We start from the raw sequence: 16,677 nt of genomic DNA, 5'->3' as shown, positions 1-16,677 counted from the left end.
CTGTCTTCTGCACGGACAATCTCTGGAAAGTCCGGAATTCAGAAAAGCTTTGATTGGGCCTTCAATTAAAGGTGAGAATTAAGCAAGTGCCCCCAAATCCAAGTTTGGGCATGACCATTGTAAAAAGAAAAAAGCCGCTTTTAACCTCGACCGGCGGGGGGAATCAGTCAACCTCAAGATAAGGCCCGATGTCCGAGTGGTTCTCTATGAGAAAGGAATTGCTCTCTATCATTGTCCCTCTCGCACGCTCAAGATCGGCAAGGGCTACCCGGTGGCTGGCAAAAGCGCTTATGTAGCTGGACTCCGCACCTATGAGATCCCTTTGCGCTTCGAGGAGTTCCCTGGTGGTGGAAAGTCCCGCCTTGAACTTCTCCTCCTCGTTCCCGAGCACCTCCTTTGCGAGATTGGTGGAAAGCAGGGCGGCTTCCATTCTCCTCTGGCTGCTTGCGATCTCCCTTATGGCGTTCCTAACGTCGAGGCGCACTGTATCTTTCTGTTTCTGGTAGCTTATAACGCTTCGGTCATAGTCGGCGCGGGCTTTCGCGTAGTTTCCCCCGGCCTTTCTACCGAAAATTGGAAAACTTAACTTCCCCGTAACGCTCCAGCTCGGAAAATCGCGGTCGACGATGCTGTCGTAGGCATGCGAAGAATCGGCAAAGCGCCGGGGCACCCCGCCAGACTCTCCGAAAACTAGCCTGTCGGGATTCTCGGAGCCCCCAAGGCCCAGGTACTCGAGACGGCCCTCGACCGTGAGACGCGGCAGTCTCTGGCGGGAGTAGAAGGTCTTAAGCGCCTGTGCCTTCTCCATCTCCCGCTCCGCCCGGCGCATCTCGGGGCGGTTCTCAAACGCCTGCACCACGGCCACGGCCTCCGAGGGCGGTTCGTAAGCGGTAGGCATGGAATCGGTTACCTCGAGCAGCTCAACGCTTTCCTCCAAGGGGATAACGAGCAGGTTTTTAAGCGCATCCATAGACGCCTCGTAGGCGTTCTCGGAGTTTATCATCCTCACCTTCCTGGCGGCGCTTTCAGAGCGCGCTTGGGTGAGGGCGACCCTGGGCAGAACCCCGACCTCCACTTTTATTCGGGTTCTTCTCTCAAGGTCCAAGGCAAGATCGTAGGCTTTTTTCTCAAGGTCGCGGTCGTGGGCCGCGGCCACGACTCCCCAGTAGCTTCTCTCAAGATCGAAAAGAGTCTTCGCCACCATGAGTTCGAATTCGTAAACGGATATGTCCCTGTTCTTTCTCGAGAGCACCACGGATACCCTGTTGGAGGCTATATCGAAGCCGCGGAGCAGTTCCTGCCCCACGCTGAAACCTAGGCTCGCGGCCCACGAAGGGCTCAGGCTCTCAAGCGGAGAATCGGTCTCGATCCGCGATACTTCAAGATCGTAGAGCTTGTAGAAGGTTCCGGTGGGCAGCTTCCCCGAGAGTTCGCTTCCGAAGGAGAAAACCTCGGCGTTTACTATTCCGTCCTCTATGAAGGCGCTGAGAACGGGGGTTTTTGTGTCGGCGTAGGAGGCCATGAAACTTATCTCGGGGTCATAGACTCCCCGTTTGCTCTTGTACTCCCCGCGTGCGGCGTCGACGCCGAGCATCCATACCCTTACGTCATGGTTTTTCTCAAGGGCCATTATCTTCGCCTGCGTGAGAGTGAGGGCCTGCGCCCCGACCGAGGCAAAGAGAAGACACGCAGCGAAAACCAGAAAGATCTTAAAATGTTTTGACATCGAGATACTCCGTTACGTTGGAACCGGACCCCAGCGTTTCGTATCCTGGTCCGGATTTTTCGTCATCCTCTCTGAATGTGGGGTAAAAATTTACTGAGAAAACCGCAAAAAGCATAATTTCAGGTCCCGCACTGCCTTGCGAAACGGAAAGAAATGTCGGGCAGTCGCTCAACTTTTTGTCCTTGCTCCTTTTATTCAAGGATTCTGGCGCATCAAGATCGGAGTTCTATGGCATCCTGGCCCCTTGTAACTTCCGGGCGGCTTTATCAAATGTGTAGGAACAGGAAAATGGTCCGCCCTGCGCTTTGGCTACCGCCCGGGCCTTGTTTATGATCAGAGCATCGGCAAAATCAGCCCCGTCAGATTCCAGATAGTCATTTAAAGCCATCCACGCGGCCGCCCCGTCTTCAAAGCGCACATTCGGCTCCTCAAACAACGCATGGACCGCTCCGGCCAATTGATCCTTGTAAGCCGGTACTTCTTCCCGCTTAACGTCCAGAGGGTTTCTGCCAGCACCACGTCGGTTATCAGAACCGCATCGCCGCCCTTGATCAGACTGGCCGCTGTATCGGCCTGCGCCGCATCGTCATTCAGCGGATAACGCAACGGCACGTTGGTGTCGACCGCAATCATGGATCCAGTGCGTCTTCCAGGGATTCCTGATCCGTTACTGAAGGATCGCCCTTAACGTACCGCAACAGTCCCTGGGCGGCCCCTTCCACCTTCCTGACGATGGTTAAGCGGCCGTCAGCAACAAAGGTTTCAATATAATCGCCGGGCTTAATGCCAAGCTGATCGCACTGGCTGGCCGGGAGCGTGATTTGTCTTTTGCTGCTGACTTTCGGCATTCCGCACCTCTTTACAAAGCTGATAACAGTAAAGATAGCATGTTCTTTACTATACGGCAAGGAGTAAAGAAATCCAGAGGATTCCTGAACCATGCCTCCTTGTTCCCTGCCGGTCTTCCCCCACGATGTCGTTTTCCGTAACAACCATATTGAAGACGGGGGAACAGCCTCGCCGCTTAACAAGTACCGAACATGTCCCGCCAACCCCTGCAGCCCGTAATCCGGTGCCGCAAAACATTGCTTTTACAAAGCACCCGCTTAATATGAATCCGCTTCTAAGACCCCTCGGGACAGAGAATCGGAAACATGACTTCATGCCAGATGTTCCCGAAATCTGAACGCGTTTACGGCAAGCAGTTTTTCCGCAACCGGAAAGCTCTGACGGGTGCGGCACAGCACCATAACAGGCCATCTTGCCCGCGGTCCGAGCAGCTCATGAACCTTGAGGGCTTGAGCAAAGTCACGCGGCGTCGGAAGTTCCTTCCATTTCGCTTCCGCCAGAGTGAGACGACCGTCCTTCTCAATAATGAAATCGGTTTCGCGTGACTGGTCCCGATAGTGCCATATGGTCGCTTCCGGAGCCGCCAGAGACAGGTATTTCCGCAGTTCGCCAAAAACAAAAGTCTCCCATATCGCTCCAATCAGGTAGCTTTCGGTCACCGCCTGTCCTTTAAGCCCCAGAAGGAAACACAGCAACCCGACATCATTGAAAAAAAGTTTGGGCGTCTTCGCAAGACGCTTCCCCGGATTCGCAAACCAAGGTTCAAGCAGCGTAACCTGGTTAGAAGCCACAAGCACGTTCAGCCACTTGTCGGCGGTTTTGCTGTTTATTCCCGTCTCCTTGGCAATTTCCGACTTGTTAAGCAATTGTCCGCTGCGAAGAGCCAGGGCGCGCATGAAGCGGTCAAAGTCCCGCAACGACGAAACATTTAAAAGCTGGCGCACATCGCGCTCAAGATAAGTCGCCTGATAGCTGGCGAAATAGTCCGCGGGCTTCATCGCCGGATCCTTCCAGAGCTGCGGCATAAACCCGCGAGCGAGAATCCCGGCCATCCCCTCGCCCTCTTCCATGCGGGAAAACACGGGCCCAAGTTCCTGAACCGTAAGGCCTTCTAGCTCAAGCACGCCGCAACGTCCCGCCAGAGATTCCGATACTCCCTGCATCAGGCTGAATTTCTGCGACCCGGTCAGAATGAAGCGTCCGTTCATATCCCTGCGCTTGTCTATTTCAACCTTCAGGTAGCGAAACAGCTTGGGGGCGTACTGAACCTCATCCACGAGCAGCGGCGCGGGATGACGCGACAGAAACGACTGAGGATCCTCTTCTGCCAACTGCGCTTCCGCCGGAAGGTCGAGACTTACGTAGTTATAGTCCCCGAACAGTTTCGTCAGCAGCGTTGTCTTGCCCGTCTGGCGAGCGCCCGTAACGACAACGGCAGGAAAGTGCCCCGCCATGCGCCTGACTGACGCGGCTATTTCTCTTGGAAACTCATTATCCGACATATCGAGTATTGAAACTCCATTATTTATGAGTTTAGAATAACTGAATTGTCAGGCCCTCTCAAGAGAAAAACAACCAGATGCGAAGAGAAACATTGACATGAAACTATTTTGTCTATGTCCAAAGAGCAGTCTTTTTTTCTTCCGCGATCTTCCAATAACCATAAAAACTGGACGGCAGACTTCCAATTTTGACGATATAACCCCGCATGATGGTTAAGCGTCCCCGACATTTAAAAGAACTGAACCGGCTTCTTTCCCATAATCCAGGTCGCCCCGCTGGGAGCCCGGGAGTGCTCGTAATTTTTCGCGAACTTAGGTTTTCGGCTTTTTCTCAGGCTTTCCTCGATCATCTGGGAAGCCGCAGGCTCAGATGTGATATGGGTTATCTAACTCCGCCCAGTTCCCCACTCGTAGCGCACTTTCAGTCCGTTCAGATAACTCATGGGTAAATACCCTTCATACTGCATTCTGCCGACGACAATCCCAGGCGCCACGCCAATCTCCTCAGCAAACCTTCTTACTGCCGTTTTGGTATGCGCAAGAAAACGAAGAGCATCGGCTTTTTGTCTCGGAATCAGGAAGTTGCTCGCAAACTCGTCAGCTTCCCGCTCGCGACTGTTTCCGTCACCTTCAATCTCAAGAAACAGCATCTTCTTCCCGTGAAGAAGTATGTGTGCTGCCTCATGGAAGAAAGCAAACCACAAGTGATCGTTGGTTTTATGCCGCAGGCTTAGCATTATCAGAGCTTTGTCCGGAGCCAGCCATCGCGTCGCGCCGGTGGCCGGACAGCCGACGGGCGCCAGTTCAAATACAACAGCAACGCCAACTTCGGCGCATTCGTTAATCAGTTCGGGAACGAATATGTCCGGGTCGGTTTCGTTCGTAAGTTTTCGGATGCCGAGAAGCTTCTTGATAAAACCCTTCCTGTCGTACTTACCGAACGAACGTTGTTCGGCTATCTGTTCACCCCTGCGCAGCCAGGCCGCCACGGCGCCGTTTTTCTTCTCGAATTTCTCTGAAGACTTAAAAGCGGCCAGCTCTTGCGGCGCAGGATATTCTTTTCTCCACACAGACACGGAAGCAACGCCGAAGTATTTAAGGCACTCTGAAACCTGATCAGTCTTTTTGGCGCATTTTTCTATCCAGCCGAACTTGACCATCTGTGTGAGGGGAAGTTCTTTCAGCCACTCGACCTGACTCTCCAGTCGCTTGATTTCTTCCGCCCGCGCCACCTCCTCGCGATGTCTCGCATCCAGCGCCAGCCAGAATCTCGCGCTGCCCCCCAGAATCCGTTCCAGTCGAAGCGCAGTATCTTCCGTGATTGCGGCCTTACCCTTTATAAGCTGACTCACGTGTTTTGCCGTATAGCCCGCCCTACGTGCGAATTCTGACTGCGTCCAGTTCTTTTCCGCAAGGGCATCCAGGATCGTATCTCCGGGCGGCGACATCCATTTCGGTTCAAACCGATCAAGCTTCTCAGTCATGATAGTCTCCAATAAACACAATGCGTATTGACTCAAGTTCTCTCCATTTCACGCTCCCGTCTTCGTTAAGCGGCACAGGATCATCGAACGGTTCAAACACCAAGCGGTGTCCGCCAGCCAAGTCCACGGCGAATTGCCCGGTCCGTTTTCCCTTCAAGGGATGCGGGCGACCAACAGGGATTTCTCCGAGTTTGGCAGCTACTTCCAGAATTCTTAATCGGGTTTTTAATTTTTTGGCCGACGCGTTCCCAAGTTTCCTGCTAGCATGTTTTGGATCTTCGCATAGTTTCTTCAGATCCGAGTTCAAAAAATTTATGTCCATTCATGAGCGTCGAAACCGAAAACCTTAACCAACTCTTGCTAATAATCAGATCAGCTCTCTTTCGATTTCTTTACCAATCAAGTATATAATATAATAAAAATGAGAGGAAAAGCAATTCCTGGAGGTGCCCTAATGACTATATCTCTAGAAAAAACCTGTTACTGTTAGAAAGCAGGAAAGCTGACCTCCCCAACTATCCCGTCACCGGAGAGAACCCCTTGGGTTCTTGTCATTAGGGAGGAACCTTTAGTCATTATGTATTCTACTTATACTCGAACTCAAAATTCAAGTGATGCAGTCAAACGACCGCCGACCCGCCTCGATTGGGTTTGAGCTTTTCCCGATTTCCAGGCCAGGTCCCATCACGGTGGACGAAAACACCATTTAGGCTTATCAAAGTCAGCCGTGTCGCGCCACCGCGTCATTGAGATGCTCCAAGGTCTGAGTTTCAAGCTCCGGCACCATGGAGACAAGCCTTTTCATTTCAGTTATGTCTCCTTCATAACGCTCGAGACTTCTTTCGTGGGCTGAACGGGTCTTGCTGCACACCAGCGTGTAAGGCCTGCCCTTCCTCTCGGTACAACAGGTGATATCAAGATCGTGCCTGCTGATTACGCTTCTTATGTGACCCCGTGTCGACTTGTTCACTTTGAAGCGATGTTTCATTGCGGAGGGGTCTTCGCAGAACTTCCGAAGAACATCGCAGTCCCCGCATCCACACCCCGCAACGGAGGCGATTTTCCAGTCCCTGGGAGGTTCCGGCGGTGCGGCGCTTCGCTCAAGCAGGAATTCCGCCACACGCTTCCACAGGGTTTTGAAACTTCCCGTCCGCTTAAACTCAAGGAGAAACTCCAGGGCGCGCGGAATAACCCGATCGGGACTTGCGCATACGGGATGATCAAGAAGAACGGACACAGCCTGCCCCGACTCTTCCGACAAGTCCAGACAAAGAAACGCCGCGAGAAGATTTCCTGCCGCTTCAGGGGAAACTTCTGCGTCGCGGCCGAGCCCCCAGCTCCACGAAGAAACAGATTCCTCCTTTTTGGCGAGAGAGTCGGAAAGCCCAGGCAGAATCGAACCGCACAGGCTGTCGGTGAGGACCTCGCTCCATCCCGCGTCGCGGCCGAGTTCCCGGCAGAACTCCGCCACAAGATTGAAAACATCTTCGGGACGGCTAACGAGGTTTCCGCGAATAAGATCCGGGAGGAAATCGCGGGCAAAATCCGGTCCGGCAAGCAACAGAGCCGCCCTTATATCAGCTCTTTCCTCGCTCCTGCAGTACGCAATCGAGGAACTGAGGAGAAGTCCGGCAGACGACGCGTCTTCCAGTCCGACCAGAATGCGCAGCGCGGCGCCGAGGGCTTTGCCCATCGTGTCCGGATGATAGCGTCTCCCGTCGCGCCATATCTCGTGAATCCGCGACGCGAACGCCCGCGCCTCCGGATCTCCGCTCTCAATCAGCGTCTCGACATAACCCACAGCCCCGCAAATATCGTCCGACGCTATAAGCTCAAGGGAATTTTCCCTGGGCCAGAGAACAAGAGCGGCAAGATGGTACGTGCGTTCAACTGTCGCACCGGCATTGCCGGTCCACTCCTCTATACTTTCATCTTGAGGGTAAAGGTCTTCAAGCTCTTCGGTCTGCAGCACTTCTTCCTTGGAGAAATAGAGTCTTTCGAAATTCGCCGCCTTTCCGTCAGGAGCAACGAGATATTCAAGAACGCAGACGCACTCAAATATCTCCCCCATCTCGTATGACTCCGGGAGATCGCCGTATTCATAGCCATATTCCCCGTCGTAAAGCGCCTCGCCCGATTCCTGTATCCTGACAATCGCGGCGTAAAGAGAGTACCCGGCGGCTTTGGAAGCTTCCGTGAGGACGCGGGCAACCGAGGCGTCGATATTTTTAAGCGAGTCAAAGGAAAGCCCCGCCTCGCTGTAGTCATGATCAAGCAGCCAGACGATCTTGTCGTCGGCCAGGCACTCGCTTCTCCACGCGGAAAGCTCCTCCGCGACCCGTCGAGTCTCCGCCCCGAAATCGGGCGTCGCAAGCTCTCCCGCCCCGTTTGAGAGAACGAGGCTGTAGACCAGAACTATCCTGTTTCCGTCCAGAACCGGCCGGATTTCATGTTCGCAGTCGGCGTAGAACGCCGCCCAGGCGATTTCCGACGGCTCGCCGCCCCGCATGTCGATCACGGTCTCGCGTCCCTTGTGGCGCACGACGATCTCTCCCCCCGAACCCCTCACGGGCAGGGCGACCACAAGCGTCGCAACCATGCCGTCGGTTTTCTCGGTGTCGCGGTGCGGAAGGAAAAAACCTCCCTGCTCGTATAAGAGAAGCTTGTAGATGTCCGCACGGAGCCTTTCCCTCGGACAGCCGAGACCGTCGGCGGTCGCTCCCACTATCGCGGCGAAGGCCTCGTTCCACCCCGTCCCCTCAAGACTGAATTCGGAAGGATGTATCTCCCAACTGTCGCGCACATCCTGATCGACCAGGGTCTCCGTACCCTTTCCGAAAGGGGAGCGGCGCGAACACTCTATCAGGGTTTTCACCTGGCTTTCGGGAACCGGGAAGGAAAGAGCGTCCATACCGGAAACACTGAGAACGGGCAGGGGAGCCAACATCTTCCCGGAAGCGCAGTAACTGCCCGGGCGGTCAATCGACATCAGCAGACGCTTAAGCTCCGCAATGTGGGGAGATGACTCGAAATGATCTTTTTCGTCGCACATGGATATCACAGTGATTCGGGCAGAAACTGAAACGCTTACCTGTTCATTATGATCCAACTGGAGACGTCAGTCAAACATATTGAAGCCGCATTCTTTTTTGCAAATCTGCTATTCTGTGTTATATTTGCAAAACATGGGCTATATCCAGCGCTATCTGACCAATACAATCCGCAAGGCCATGGTTTCTTTTCCGGCGGTGCTGGTCACCGGCGCCAGACAGACCGGCAAGACTACCTTGTTGCGTACCGAGTTCGGCGCATCGCATGATTACGTGTCGCTTGAACGCCCCGATATACGCAACAGGGCATTGGCGGACCCTGTCGGGTTTTTCGCGCAGACTCCGGGACCGCTGATTCTGGATGAAATTCAATACGCGCCGGAACTGCTGCATTACATAAAGGAACTGATAGACGCGCGGCGCGAACCCGGACAGTGGCTGCTTGCAGGTTCTCAAAGCTTCTCGCTGATGCAGGGAGTGAGCCAGACGTTGGCCGGCCGCGTAGCTGTATTGAATCTTGACCCCTTGTCCATAAGAGAACTGTCGCAGCAACCGCAGATATCCCCCGAAGATATGCTTGAATGGATGTTTGGATCCGCTGAAAGGCGCATTCCCGCCAAGGCAGGCGGAATCCCCGACCCTGTTGGTACGGAAGACACGGAATCTTTTGGGAACGACAGCAGGCAAGTCACCGGTCCCGGCTTTGAGGATTGGCTGTTGCGCGGCGGCTTCCCCGAACCTTGCCTGAACAAGCAGGTGGACCGGCAGTTGTGGTTTTCCGGTTACCTGCAAACTTATATCCAACGCGACGTCCGGGATTTGACTCAGGTAAACAATCTGGAAACTTTCTACAAGTTCCTGATGCTGGTCGCCGCCCGTACCGGACAACTTCTGAACATGGCGGAGCTCGGGAGCGAAATCGGCATCGCCGGACCTACGGTAAAGCGCTGGCTATCCGTGCTTAAGACCAGTCAGCTGATCTGTCTGCTGCCGCCTTATCACAAGAACTTCGGCAAACGGCTGAGGAAAAGTCCCAAGCTGTATCTGCTCGATCCCGGGCTTGCCGCCTTCATGCTGGGCCTGCACTCGCAAAGCTCCATTCTGCAAGGTCCTTCCCTGGGAGCATTGGCGGAGACCGCCGTGGCGGCGGAGTGGCTGAAGTTTTTTCGCCAGCACGGGGAGGAACCCCAAATCTATTACTGGCAATCAAGCGGCGGCAAGGAAGTTGACCTGATCATCGAGCGCGACGGCAGACTGTACGCGCTGGAAGTCAAGGCGACGGCGACACCTCGGGCGGAACATGGAAAAAACCTCAAGCAGTGGCTGAAACTGGCCGGTGCGAACGCGCACGGCGCGCTGGCCTGCAACATCAACGAACCGCGGGCCTTGCTGCCTGGCATCAGGGCCGTTCCCTGGCATCTGAACGCGTACTCCGATTGAAACAGCCCTCAACTATTTCAGAATCCAATGCTCTTTTGGTATCAGAAATGTTCAGAGGGTTTTCTTAGTAATCCTGATCAGCTTCAAAATGCGGACTGAATCGAGGTTTTCTTGCAGCTTGAGATCGGAGCAAAGCATTCTTGATTGACGCAAAACACCCCGCCCGCGGTGGCGTGAGACCGCTTCAATTTCCCTAGCCAGTGTGTTATTTTTTTAGAGTCCAGCCTCGTTATGGGAGGATACCGTTGCGCTTGAGCGACCAGAGGTCAAGTCGCATCGGCCCGTGCAGGGCGATGAAGAAGAAACCGAGCCTTCAAGGTGCGGAATCTCGTTGCTTGAATCGGAGCGGGAGAGGATTCTGGCGGACGCAAGTGCGGTTGCTAAGGGCGATTTGAAGTCTTCGCGACCGGAGGTGCTAATTCATGGCGGCAAAAGTAGAAAACATTAATCCCCAAGTCCTTCGTAAATGCCGTGAACAGATCGGTCTCAGCGTTTCCGATGTGGAAAAAAGAGTTGGGAAAATCGACTCCATGGAGCGGGGAACTCTCAAGCCCACATTCAATCAGCTGGACACTCTGGCCAACCTCTACAAAGTGCCTCGGTGGGTGTTCGTTTCCGAGTCCCTGCCGGAGCAGTACCGGTTCAGCAGAAATTTCTCTTTCCGCAAGTTCAGGGACAAGTACGAGGATTTTTTCGACAATTCAGATATACGCCGCGTAACCGCCATGGTGGAGAGGCTCCGCGACCTGATTATTGAACTGCGGAAAGATATGGCCGAACCGGTCGAGCCGTTTGACCCGCCCGTGTCGGAATCCGGGACTTCCGCGTCCGACGCCGCGGCACGCGTGCGAGGCTGGCTGGGATGTGCGGGAGAGAGCCTCGATTTCCGAGAATGGAAAGAGAAACTGGAAGAAAAAAACATCTTCATTTTCACCACGAGCAAGTACAAAGGCTGGTCTCATGTCGGCGAGGAGCAGTTCCGCGGTCTCGCCATATATCATTCGACCCTGCCGATCATCATTATCAACAATTCCGATGCAAAAAAAGCACGTACCTTCTCCCTGTTCCATGAACTAGGTCACCTGCTGAGAAAGAAAAGCGAGATTGCTCACTGGAGAGACAGCGACCGGGACGCGGAAACCTGGTGCGACGAACTGGCCGCCAACGTGCTGATGCCCTCGGAGGAGTTTCGGGCTGCCGCCCGGAAGCTCCGCGCAAACGATCTTAAAAATATCGGAAAGATAGCCGGATCTTTCAAGGTAAGCCGCTACGCCTGCCTCGTTCGGATGAAGCAACTAGAAATAATCGATTCCGACACCTATCAATATCTTGAATCGGAACTGCAGAAATTCTACGAACAGCGGAAAAAGGAACTCAAAGAAAGAGACATCCCTCTTGGCAGAAACCGGGCTGACGAAGTGCTTGACCAATACGGCCATATTTACACCAGAGCACTGTTTCAAGTTTACCATAACAATGAAATCGGACTTCACAAACTATGCAGGCTGTTCGGCCTGAAAAGAGCATCAGACGCCCTTCAACTGGAGAAGAACCTGTGAGCGGAAGATACTGCACGGATGCTAACATCTTCATAGAGTGCTGGAACAGAATTTATCCCTTGGCTGTTTTCCCGTCGCTATGGGAAAAAATAGCCCGGCATCAAAACGACATTATCCTGATCAAGCCCATCTACGATCAGGTTGTCCCGAAAGACAGGCGAAACCGGGAAAAAGACCCTTTGAGTATCTGGCTCGGGAAAAACCATTTTATTAAGACTCCCATTGATAATGAGACAAAGAGACTTTCGTTGCAACTGGAAGCAAAATACCAGATAACGGATCAGTCCAAAGGAGTGGATCAGGAGGATCTTACGTTGATCGCGTACGCAAAAATAGAGAATAAAACCGTTGTGACCCTCGAAGGACAGCAGGACCAGAAGCCCAGAGAAAAGAGGAATTACAAAATTCCGCTGGTCTGCAGCGAAGAAGGAATTCCCTGTGTCAATTTCATAGAGATGATTAAAGATTTCGGTATAGTCATATGAGATGCAACCACTTAAGATGTCCCTAAATCTGGAACACGGGGTACAGTTATACTACAGGCTTACACAAAAAATCCTCAAAGCCTTCTACAAAAAATGGATGAAGAATCCTCAGATCTTCATGGTTTTCGAAGATACAAAGACTTCTCTTCACACAGAAAAATTCCCGTTTTTTTTCGTATCGCATTTGACAACTCCGGCAGCGCGAGGTTCAAAGCAACCGTGTTTCTATTTTTCAGTGCGCTGCAATCCTTCTGGAGTAACGCTTTGAGGGTCGGGATATTTAAGGATCCGTGGCCTTTCCCCCTCATGGTATTTCGACTGGCTGTTGGTCATAACGATCGGCCAATCTTCTAAGATTGACGGCAAGACGTCTAAATCCCGCATCTTCAACATCGTCAGCTTTTTGTCTGAATTTGTCGGCAAGTTTCCTCTCTTGATTCCCAGTAGGGTCGACCCAGTAGGCCCCGCGCGAGTTAAACCAAGCAATCTCGTACCCTTCGCGTATAATTTCCGCGCCAGGAGCGTTCAGCATTTCCGCTACGGTCCGGTTGATCCACAGGCCATCGCTATCTTCGGGGCTGTGAATTAGCACTCCACCCGCACGCGTAAGCGCAACTTCCAGATGGCCGGATTCGGCGGAAATTTCCCTAACGCGCTGAAACCAGGTCGTGAATCTTTCTTCGTCAAAATCGGCGTCATCTGTTGTTCCCGGAAGTGTCCTCCATTCGTGGAGTAACCGCCAGGCGTTGTTTGCGAGCATTTCTGATTCTTTTGATGGTTTATCCAGTTCCGCATCGGCTCTGTCTGAACGGTAAAGCAATCGAATCACTTCACAGAAAAACTCTGGATCGTCGGCAAGCTTTTTTCCAAGAAATTTTGGCTCGGCATCATGAGAACGGTCCAGCAATGGAAGATATCCCCATTCGACCCTGAAAAGATCACGAAAAGACACCTCTGAATTCCCCTGAAGAAACTTGATTAAGTCAAGAATGTAACGTTCTTCCGCAAAGTAGGACTCTTCCGCTGATGACAACGCAGAAAGCAGAGCACGGATGCACAGAGACGGATCGATTGAGCGATTGTCATGAAACATCCGACCCAAGCAACTTATGGCGGCTTTTGGCCTTTTGTATTCTACTAGCTTTTCGACGGCTATGTCGAGTTTGCTGTCCTTGCGGGGATTAAGCTCGGTTTTTGACCAATATTCCCCTTGTTTGTTGCCGAGCAATTTTGCGGCACGTTCCCAAGTCTCGCTGGTAAAGGGCAAAAAGCCCAGAAACTGACCAATCTGAGCGGGAGTCCAAGTAGGTCTGACAATCTCATCAACCCACGGCCATCCCTTGGCATAACGGCGGCTCCAGACATAATTATGTATAAATGAAGAAAGCTTGTTATCTTCAGAAATCAGATATTCTGGTAGCAGAATTGAATCCGTTCCCTCGTCTGCAATAACACCGAGAGAAGAGCCTACCCGATCCGGCGATTCCACCAATTCGGCAAACCTGATGACGGATTCAATTCCACCTGACTCCAGTATTTCCCCGACTGCATGCCGACAGCGTTCCTCAAGTTTTCTTTCTTGTTCTTCCAAGTTGCCGGTTTCTTCGTAGAGATCGGCACCGGCACGGGAGAACAAATGCTGGTAGCGGTTAAAAGGGTCCGAAGGAGACAACCTATCGGCAACTCTCTCGACATCTGAGAGTGATTCATCATCCAGAGCCCATGGCGCGTCGTGGTGCCGCCTGTGTCTGTGAATGAACCTGATGAGGCGGTCCCAGATATCCAGTTTCTGACCTTCGGGAAAACCCGTGACGATATCCGACGACAAGACCTTGAGCAACCCGTCAAATGAAGCTTTCGGAAGAGTGTTCAGATGGTCAATTAGTTCAGAAAGCCTTGCGGGATCATGGTTCGCTTCTGAAACGGCAAGTTCCGCGTAAAACGATACCTGCTCCTTGTATTCTTCGTCGGCGACTCTCATTTTTCCGTCTTCCGGTATTGCGATGCTGCGCCACAACGGCTTGTGAGAACCCGAAGATGTCTTGTTCCGACCGGGCAGCAGGTTGACGACAAGTTCCCAGCCGACCCGGGGACGCTCCCGTAAGAGGGTTTTAACCGCCACTTTGCGTTTTTCGATGGAGCCAAGAGTCTGCGGAAGCCATGGGAGCAGAATGATTACAAGAGAGTTAAAAGGACGGTTCCCCCATCTTCCGCCGGGGTCATGGCTAGCGATATCACCAAGGATGCCGCAAACCCGGACCAGATGTTTCTCTTCCCACGCAAGACCCTCAAGTGCCCAGAGAAGCCCAGTCAAGTAATTCCTTCCGGTTAAGCTATCGCCTTCTTGTGCGAAAAGCTCGTAAAAAGGACAGGGAGAAGAGTTCAATGCCGTCTCAACCACGTCTAGGAACTTGTCCGGTGCAGCCTCCGACAATGCGGGCAGAACATCGTTCAGGCTGCCCCACAGTTTCCAGTCCGCGTTTGCGAATATCTCATGAACAATCGAGGCCGCTGTGTGCCTGACTTTATCCGGCGAGCAGTTGACCAGCACCCCCGGCTTGTTACCGAGCAGGGCCAGCCCCTCGGCCAACCCTTTCCTGATATCCGGTGAGTGCTTCAATATTTTTTTGTGCAGGCTTGCCGCGTAACGCTCCTCCTTGGGAAGATCAAACGCGGGGTCACGCTCGGTCAGCACGGCCAAAACGGCATTCTTAAAGGCAACTAGTATAATGTTTCACTGTTATATTTACAGTTCTAAGCTATCTCCAGATCAAACTTGTTCCACCTGTGCACAACAGGGTCTGCATTAATTTCTTCAATACCTTTGAGTATACGCTCTTTTAACTCAGCCTTGCTCGACACCCGAATGTGCCGTAAAAAACCACGGGCCATCTTCGAGAACGCCGTCTCCACCAAATTCAGCCACGACCCATGCTTCGGAGTATGCACGTATATAAACCTCCCCGGCCTCGTACCAAGATACCTCGTCGTCTCTTTCGATACATGAGAAGAATGATTGTCCAGCACCAGGCGGATCGTATTCTTCTTCGGATAGTACTTATCAAGCTCTTTTAACAGCTCTATAAACTCCCTGCTGCGATGACGATCCCTCACCTTCGCTATTATCCTCCCGTCGTGCAAATCCAATGCCGCAAGCAACGATACCGTGCCCAGTCTCTTGTACTCATAGTCCCGTCCAATCTCTCCATGCTCACCCGGCTTCGGAGGCAAATCAGGCGCTACATTCGCTATAGCCTGTATCCCCGGCTTCTCATCAACCGACACGGTGATTACGTCAGGCCTCACAGAAGTGTCCTCGGACTGCTCATTCCAGATGTTAACCTCCTGATATACCATTAAAACCTCTTTCATCTTCCTCTCAAACTCCTCGTCCCTCCGCTCAAGATAATACCGTATCTTGTGAGGCTTTATCTTCGCCTTGTTCAATATCCTCCATACTGTGGCCTTCGATGCTTTTGACAATGATTCATACCCCTTCTCAATCGCATTATCCCTGATGTATCTTGCAAGCGCGCTGTAAGACCAGACCTCCGCAGCCAGACCATGCTCCGTGGGCTTTGTGCACGCAACGTTAATCACCCATGCCTTGGCGCCGTCGCTTATTACGGATTCCGTTCCGTGATAAGCGTCCTTCAGCCCTGCTTCCACCCCCTTGGCCAAGGCTTTATCAATGCACTTGTATATTGTGGGCCTTGAAACATTCAGCTTGCCCTGTATGGAGACTATCGTGTTGCCTTCCGAGTAACATAACAGTATCGATGCCCTCTGTACTTCCCGTTTAGGAAGCTTCTTTGAACGGCTTATTGTCAGAAGCTTCTGTTTTTCTTCCTCACTCAAAACAAGTTCCGGTCGCTTGCTTCTTGTTGACATGGTTACACCTTCCTGTGAGATTTAGTATATCACAAGTGTAACCAGATCTGTTTCAGATGTAAATGAATAAATGAAACGCTATACTAGTTCTGATCCAAAATTCTTGACCCAAGCGAATTCCACAAGTCGGTGCGTTCCGTTAGTTTCCACCTGCCGTTTTTAAGCGAGAAGGGGCTTCCGGGAAGATTAAGCATGTCCACGGCTTTTTTTACCCAAGCAGAGTAATTTTCTCCCGTTAATTGGTGCAGGACGGTTGTGTCATTGTCATTGTTGCCGTTCCACGCGCCGACTAGATTCGCAAGCGCAAGATACGAAGCGTTAGGATGGCCGTTCCAGTCAGTTTCTTCAGGTTCGGTCTGCACTGCCGCCGTCAATCCTTCCGGTATATGGACAATCTCCGGCCGCTTAAATTCCTCTATCAAGTCTTCGGGCAAGTTTTCCGGGGTTATGGTTCCCGCCTCCTGATTCCATGCCTGCACAATATCGACGATTCGCGACCAGATATGCTGTGGATTTCGCCTGTTGAATTGTGATATGTGGGAATGCAGCAGAGATAATACGACTCCGACTTCTTTTCCTAAATCGTATCCGAGCAGATGAAAACATTTGAGAAACGAGTAAAAATCATTGTCTGAAATCACAACTGTCTTGACGTTTCGCTTCGAGTGTTGTGTAACTGACTGATTACACA

At 52.3% G+C, this 16,677-nt stretch carries 14 protein-coding genes; 3 read left to right on the top strand and 11 right to left on the bottom strand.

The genetic code is table 11. The annotated features are described in order from the left end of the window. Positions 1-163: 163 nt before the first annotated feature. The 8 genes from OXG10_04120 to OXG10_04085 form a co-directional block, all read right to left on the bottom strand. Complete coding sequence (locus tag OXG10_04120; protein ID MCY3826556.1) at positions 164-1,726, bottom strand: TolC family protein; 1,563 nt, start codon at positions 1,724-1,726, stop codon at positions 164-166. A gap of 226 nt (positions 1,727-1,952) precedes the next feature. Then, a complete protein-coding gene (locus tag OXG10_04115; GenBank protein ID MCY3826555.1) occupies positions 1,953-2,114 on the bottom strand; it encodes a hypothetical protein in 162 nt (53 codons plus the stop codon). After that, a complete protein-coding gene (locus OXG10_04110; protein MCY3826554.1) occupies positions 2,105-2,359 on the bottom strand; it encodes a hypothetical protein in 255 nt (84 codons plus the stop codon). Before OXG10_04110 ends, OXG10_04115 begins: the two co-directional genes overlap by 10 nt. Continuing rightward, on the bottom strand, positions 2,356-2,667 hold the full coding sequence (locus OXG10_04105) for an AbrB/MazE/SpoVT family DNA-binding domain-containing protein (protein MCY3826553.1): 312 nt from the start codon (positions 2,665-2,667) through the stop codon (positions 2,356-2,358). Before OXG10_04105 ends, OXG10_04110 begins: the two co-directional genes overlap by 4 nt. A 219-nt stretch (positions 2,668-2,886) precedes the next feature. Beyond that, positions 2,887-4,077 carry an ATP-binding protein gene (locus OXG10_04100; protein MCY3826552.1) on the bottom strand — a complete coding sequence of 397 codons (1,191 nt, stop codon included), beginning with the start codon at positions 4,075-4,077 and terminating at the stop codon, positions 2,887-2,889. A 386-nt stretch (positions 4,078-4,463) separates the two neighbouring features. After that, complete coding sequence (locus tag OXG10_04095; protein ID MCY3826551.1) at positions 4,464-5,561, bottom strand: helix-turn-helix domain-containing protein; 1,098 nt, start codon at positions 5,559-5,561, stop codon at positions 4,464-4,466. After that, positions 5,554-5,883 carry a killer suppression protein HigA gene (locus tag OXG10_04090; protein MCY3826550.1) on the bottom strand — a complete coding sequence of 110 codons (330 nt, stop codon included), beginning with the start codon at positions 5,881-5,883 and terminating at the stop codon, positions 5,554-5,556. The genes OXG10_04095 and OXG10_04090 overlap by 8 nt, the downstream gene beginning before the upstream one ends. A gap of 399 nt (positions 5,884-6,282) precedes the next feature. Further along, positions 6,283-8,613, bottom strand: coding sequence for a 2OG-Fe(II) oxygenase (locus tag OXG10_04085; protein MCY3826549.1), 2,331 nt, complete (start codon positions 8,611-8,613; stop codon positions 6,283-6,285). A 79-nt stretch (positions 8,614-8,692) separates the two neighbouring features. Here OXG10_04085 and OXG10_04080 point away from each other — a divergent pair, with 79 nt between their 5' ends. The 3 genes from OXG10_04080 (at position 8,693) to OXG10_04070 (ending at position 12,095) form a co-directional block, all read left to right on the top strand. After that, positions 8,693-10,051, top strand: coding sequence for an ATP-binding protein (locus tag OXG10_04080; protein MCY3826548.1), 1,359 nt, complete (start codon positions 8,693-8,695; stop codon positions 10,049-10,051). A 422-nt stretch (positions 10,052-10,473) separates the two neighbouring features. Continuing rightward, positions 10,474-11,610, top strand: coding sequence for an XRE family transcriptional regulator (locus OXG10_04075; GenBank protein ID MCY3826547.1), 1,137 nt, complete (start codon positions 10,474-10,476; stop codon positions 11,608-11,610). After that, positions 11,607-12,095, top strand: coding sequence for a DUF4411 family protein (locus OXG10_04070; GenBank protein ID MCY3826546.1), 489 nt, complete (start codon positions 11,607-11,609; stop codon positions 12,093-12,095). Before OXG10_04075 ends, OXG10_04070 begins: the two co-directional genes overlap by 4 nt. Before the next feature lie 304 nt (positions 12,096-12,399). Here OXG10_04070 and OXG10_04065 read toward each other — a convergent pair whose 3' ends face one another. The 3 genes from OXG10_04065 to OXG10_04055 all read right to left on the bottom strand — a co-directional run. Beyond that, positions 12,400-14,790 (bottom strand): hypothetical protein, encoded by a 2,391-nt coding sequence (locus tag OXG10_04065; GenBank protein MCY3826545.1) that lies wholly within the window; start codon positions 14,788-14,790, stop codon positions 12,400-12,402. A 59-nt stretch (positions 14,791-14,849) separates the two neighbouring features. After that, on the bottom strand, positions 14,850-15,986 hold the full coding sequence (locus OXG10_04060; GenBank protein ID MCY3826544.1) for an IS630 family transposase: 1,137 nt from the start codon (positions 15,984-15,986) through the stop codon (positions 14,850-14,852). A gap of 83 nt (positions 15,987-16,069) precedes the next feature. Then, a partial coding sequence (locus OXG10_04055) for a hypothetical protein (GenBank protein ID MCY3826543.1) occupies positions 16,070-16,677 on the bottom strand: 608 nt, incomplete at its 5' end.

The organism is Candidatus Dadabacteria bacterium (assembly GCA_026706695.1).
In the GTDB taxonomy this organism is placed as follows: domain Bacteria; phylum Desulfobacterota_D; class UBA1144; order Nemesobacterales; family Nemesobacteraceae; genus Nemesobacter.
The sequence above is the reverse complement of the archived record's forward strand: the minus strand, read 5'-3'. Positions and strand labels throughout refer to the sequence as shown.

Bases quoted from the DNA above. Each gene is read 5' to 3' on its own strand.
- OXG10_04120 (MCY3826556.1), bottom strand. From the start codon at position 1,726: ATGTCAAAACATTTTAAGATCTTTCTGGTTTTCGCTGCGTGTCTTCTC.
- OXG10_04115 (MCY3826555.1), bottom strand. From the start codon at position 2,114: ATGGCTTTAAATGACTATCTGGAATCTGACGGGGCTGATTTTGCCGAT.
- OXG10_04110 (MCY3826554.1), bottom strand. From the start codon at position 2,359: ATGATTGCGGTCGACACCAACGTGCCGTTGCGTTATCCGCTGAATGAC.
- OXG10_04105 (MCY3826553.1), bottom strand. From the start codon at position 2,667: ATGGTTCAGGAATCCTCTGGATTTCTTTACTCCTTGCCGTATAGTAAA.
- OXG10_04100 (MCY3826552.1), bottom strand. From the start codon at position 4,077: ATGTCGGATAATGAGTTTCCAAGAGAAATAGCCGCGTCAGTCAGGCGC.
- OXG10_04095 (MCY3826551.1), bottom strand. From the start codon at position 5,561: ATGACTGAGAAGCTTGATCGGTTTGAACCGAAATGGATGTCGCCGCCC.
- OXG10_04090 (MCY3826550.1), bottom strand. From the start codon at position 5,883: ATGGACATAAATTTTTTGAACTCGGATCTGAAGAAACTATGCGAAGAT.
- OXG10_04085 (MCY3826549.1), bottom strand. From the start codon at position 8,613: ATGTGCGACGAAAAAGATCATTTCGAGTCATCTCCCCACATTGCGGAG.
- OXG10_04075 (MCY3826547.1), top strand. From the start codon at position 10,474: ATGGCGGCAAAAGTAGAAAACATTAATCCCCAAGTCCTTCGTAAATGC.
- OXG10_04060 (MCY3826544.1), bottom strand. From the start codon at position 15,986: ATGTCAACAAGAAGCAAGCGACCGGAACTTGTTTTGAGTGAGGAAGAA.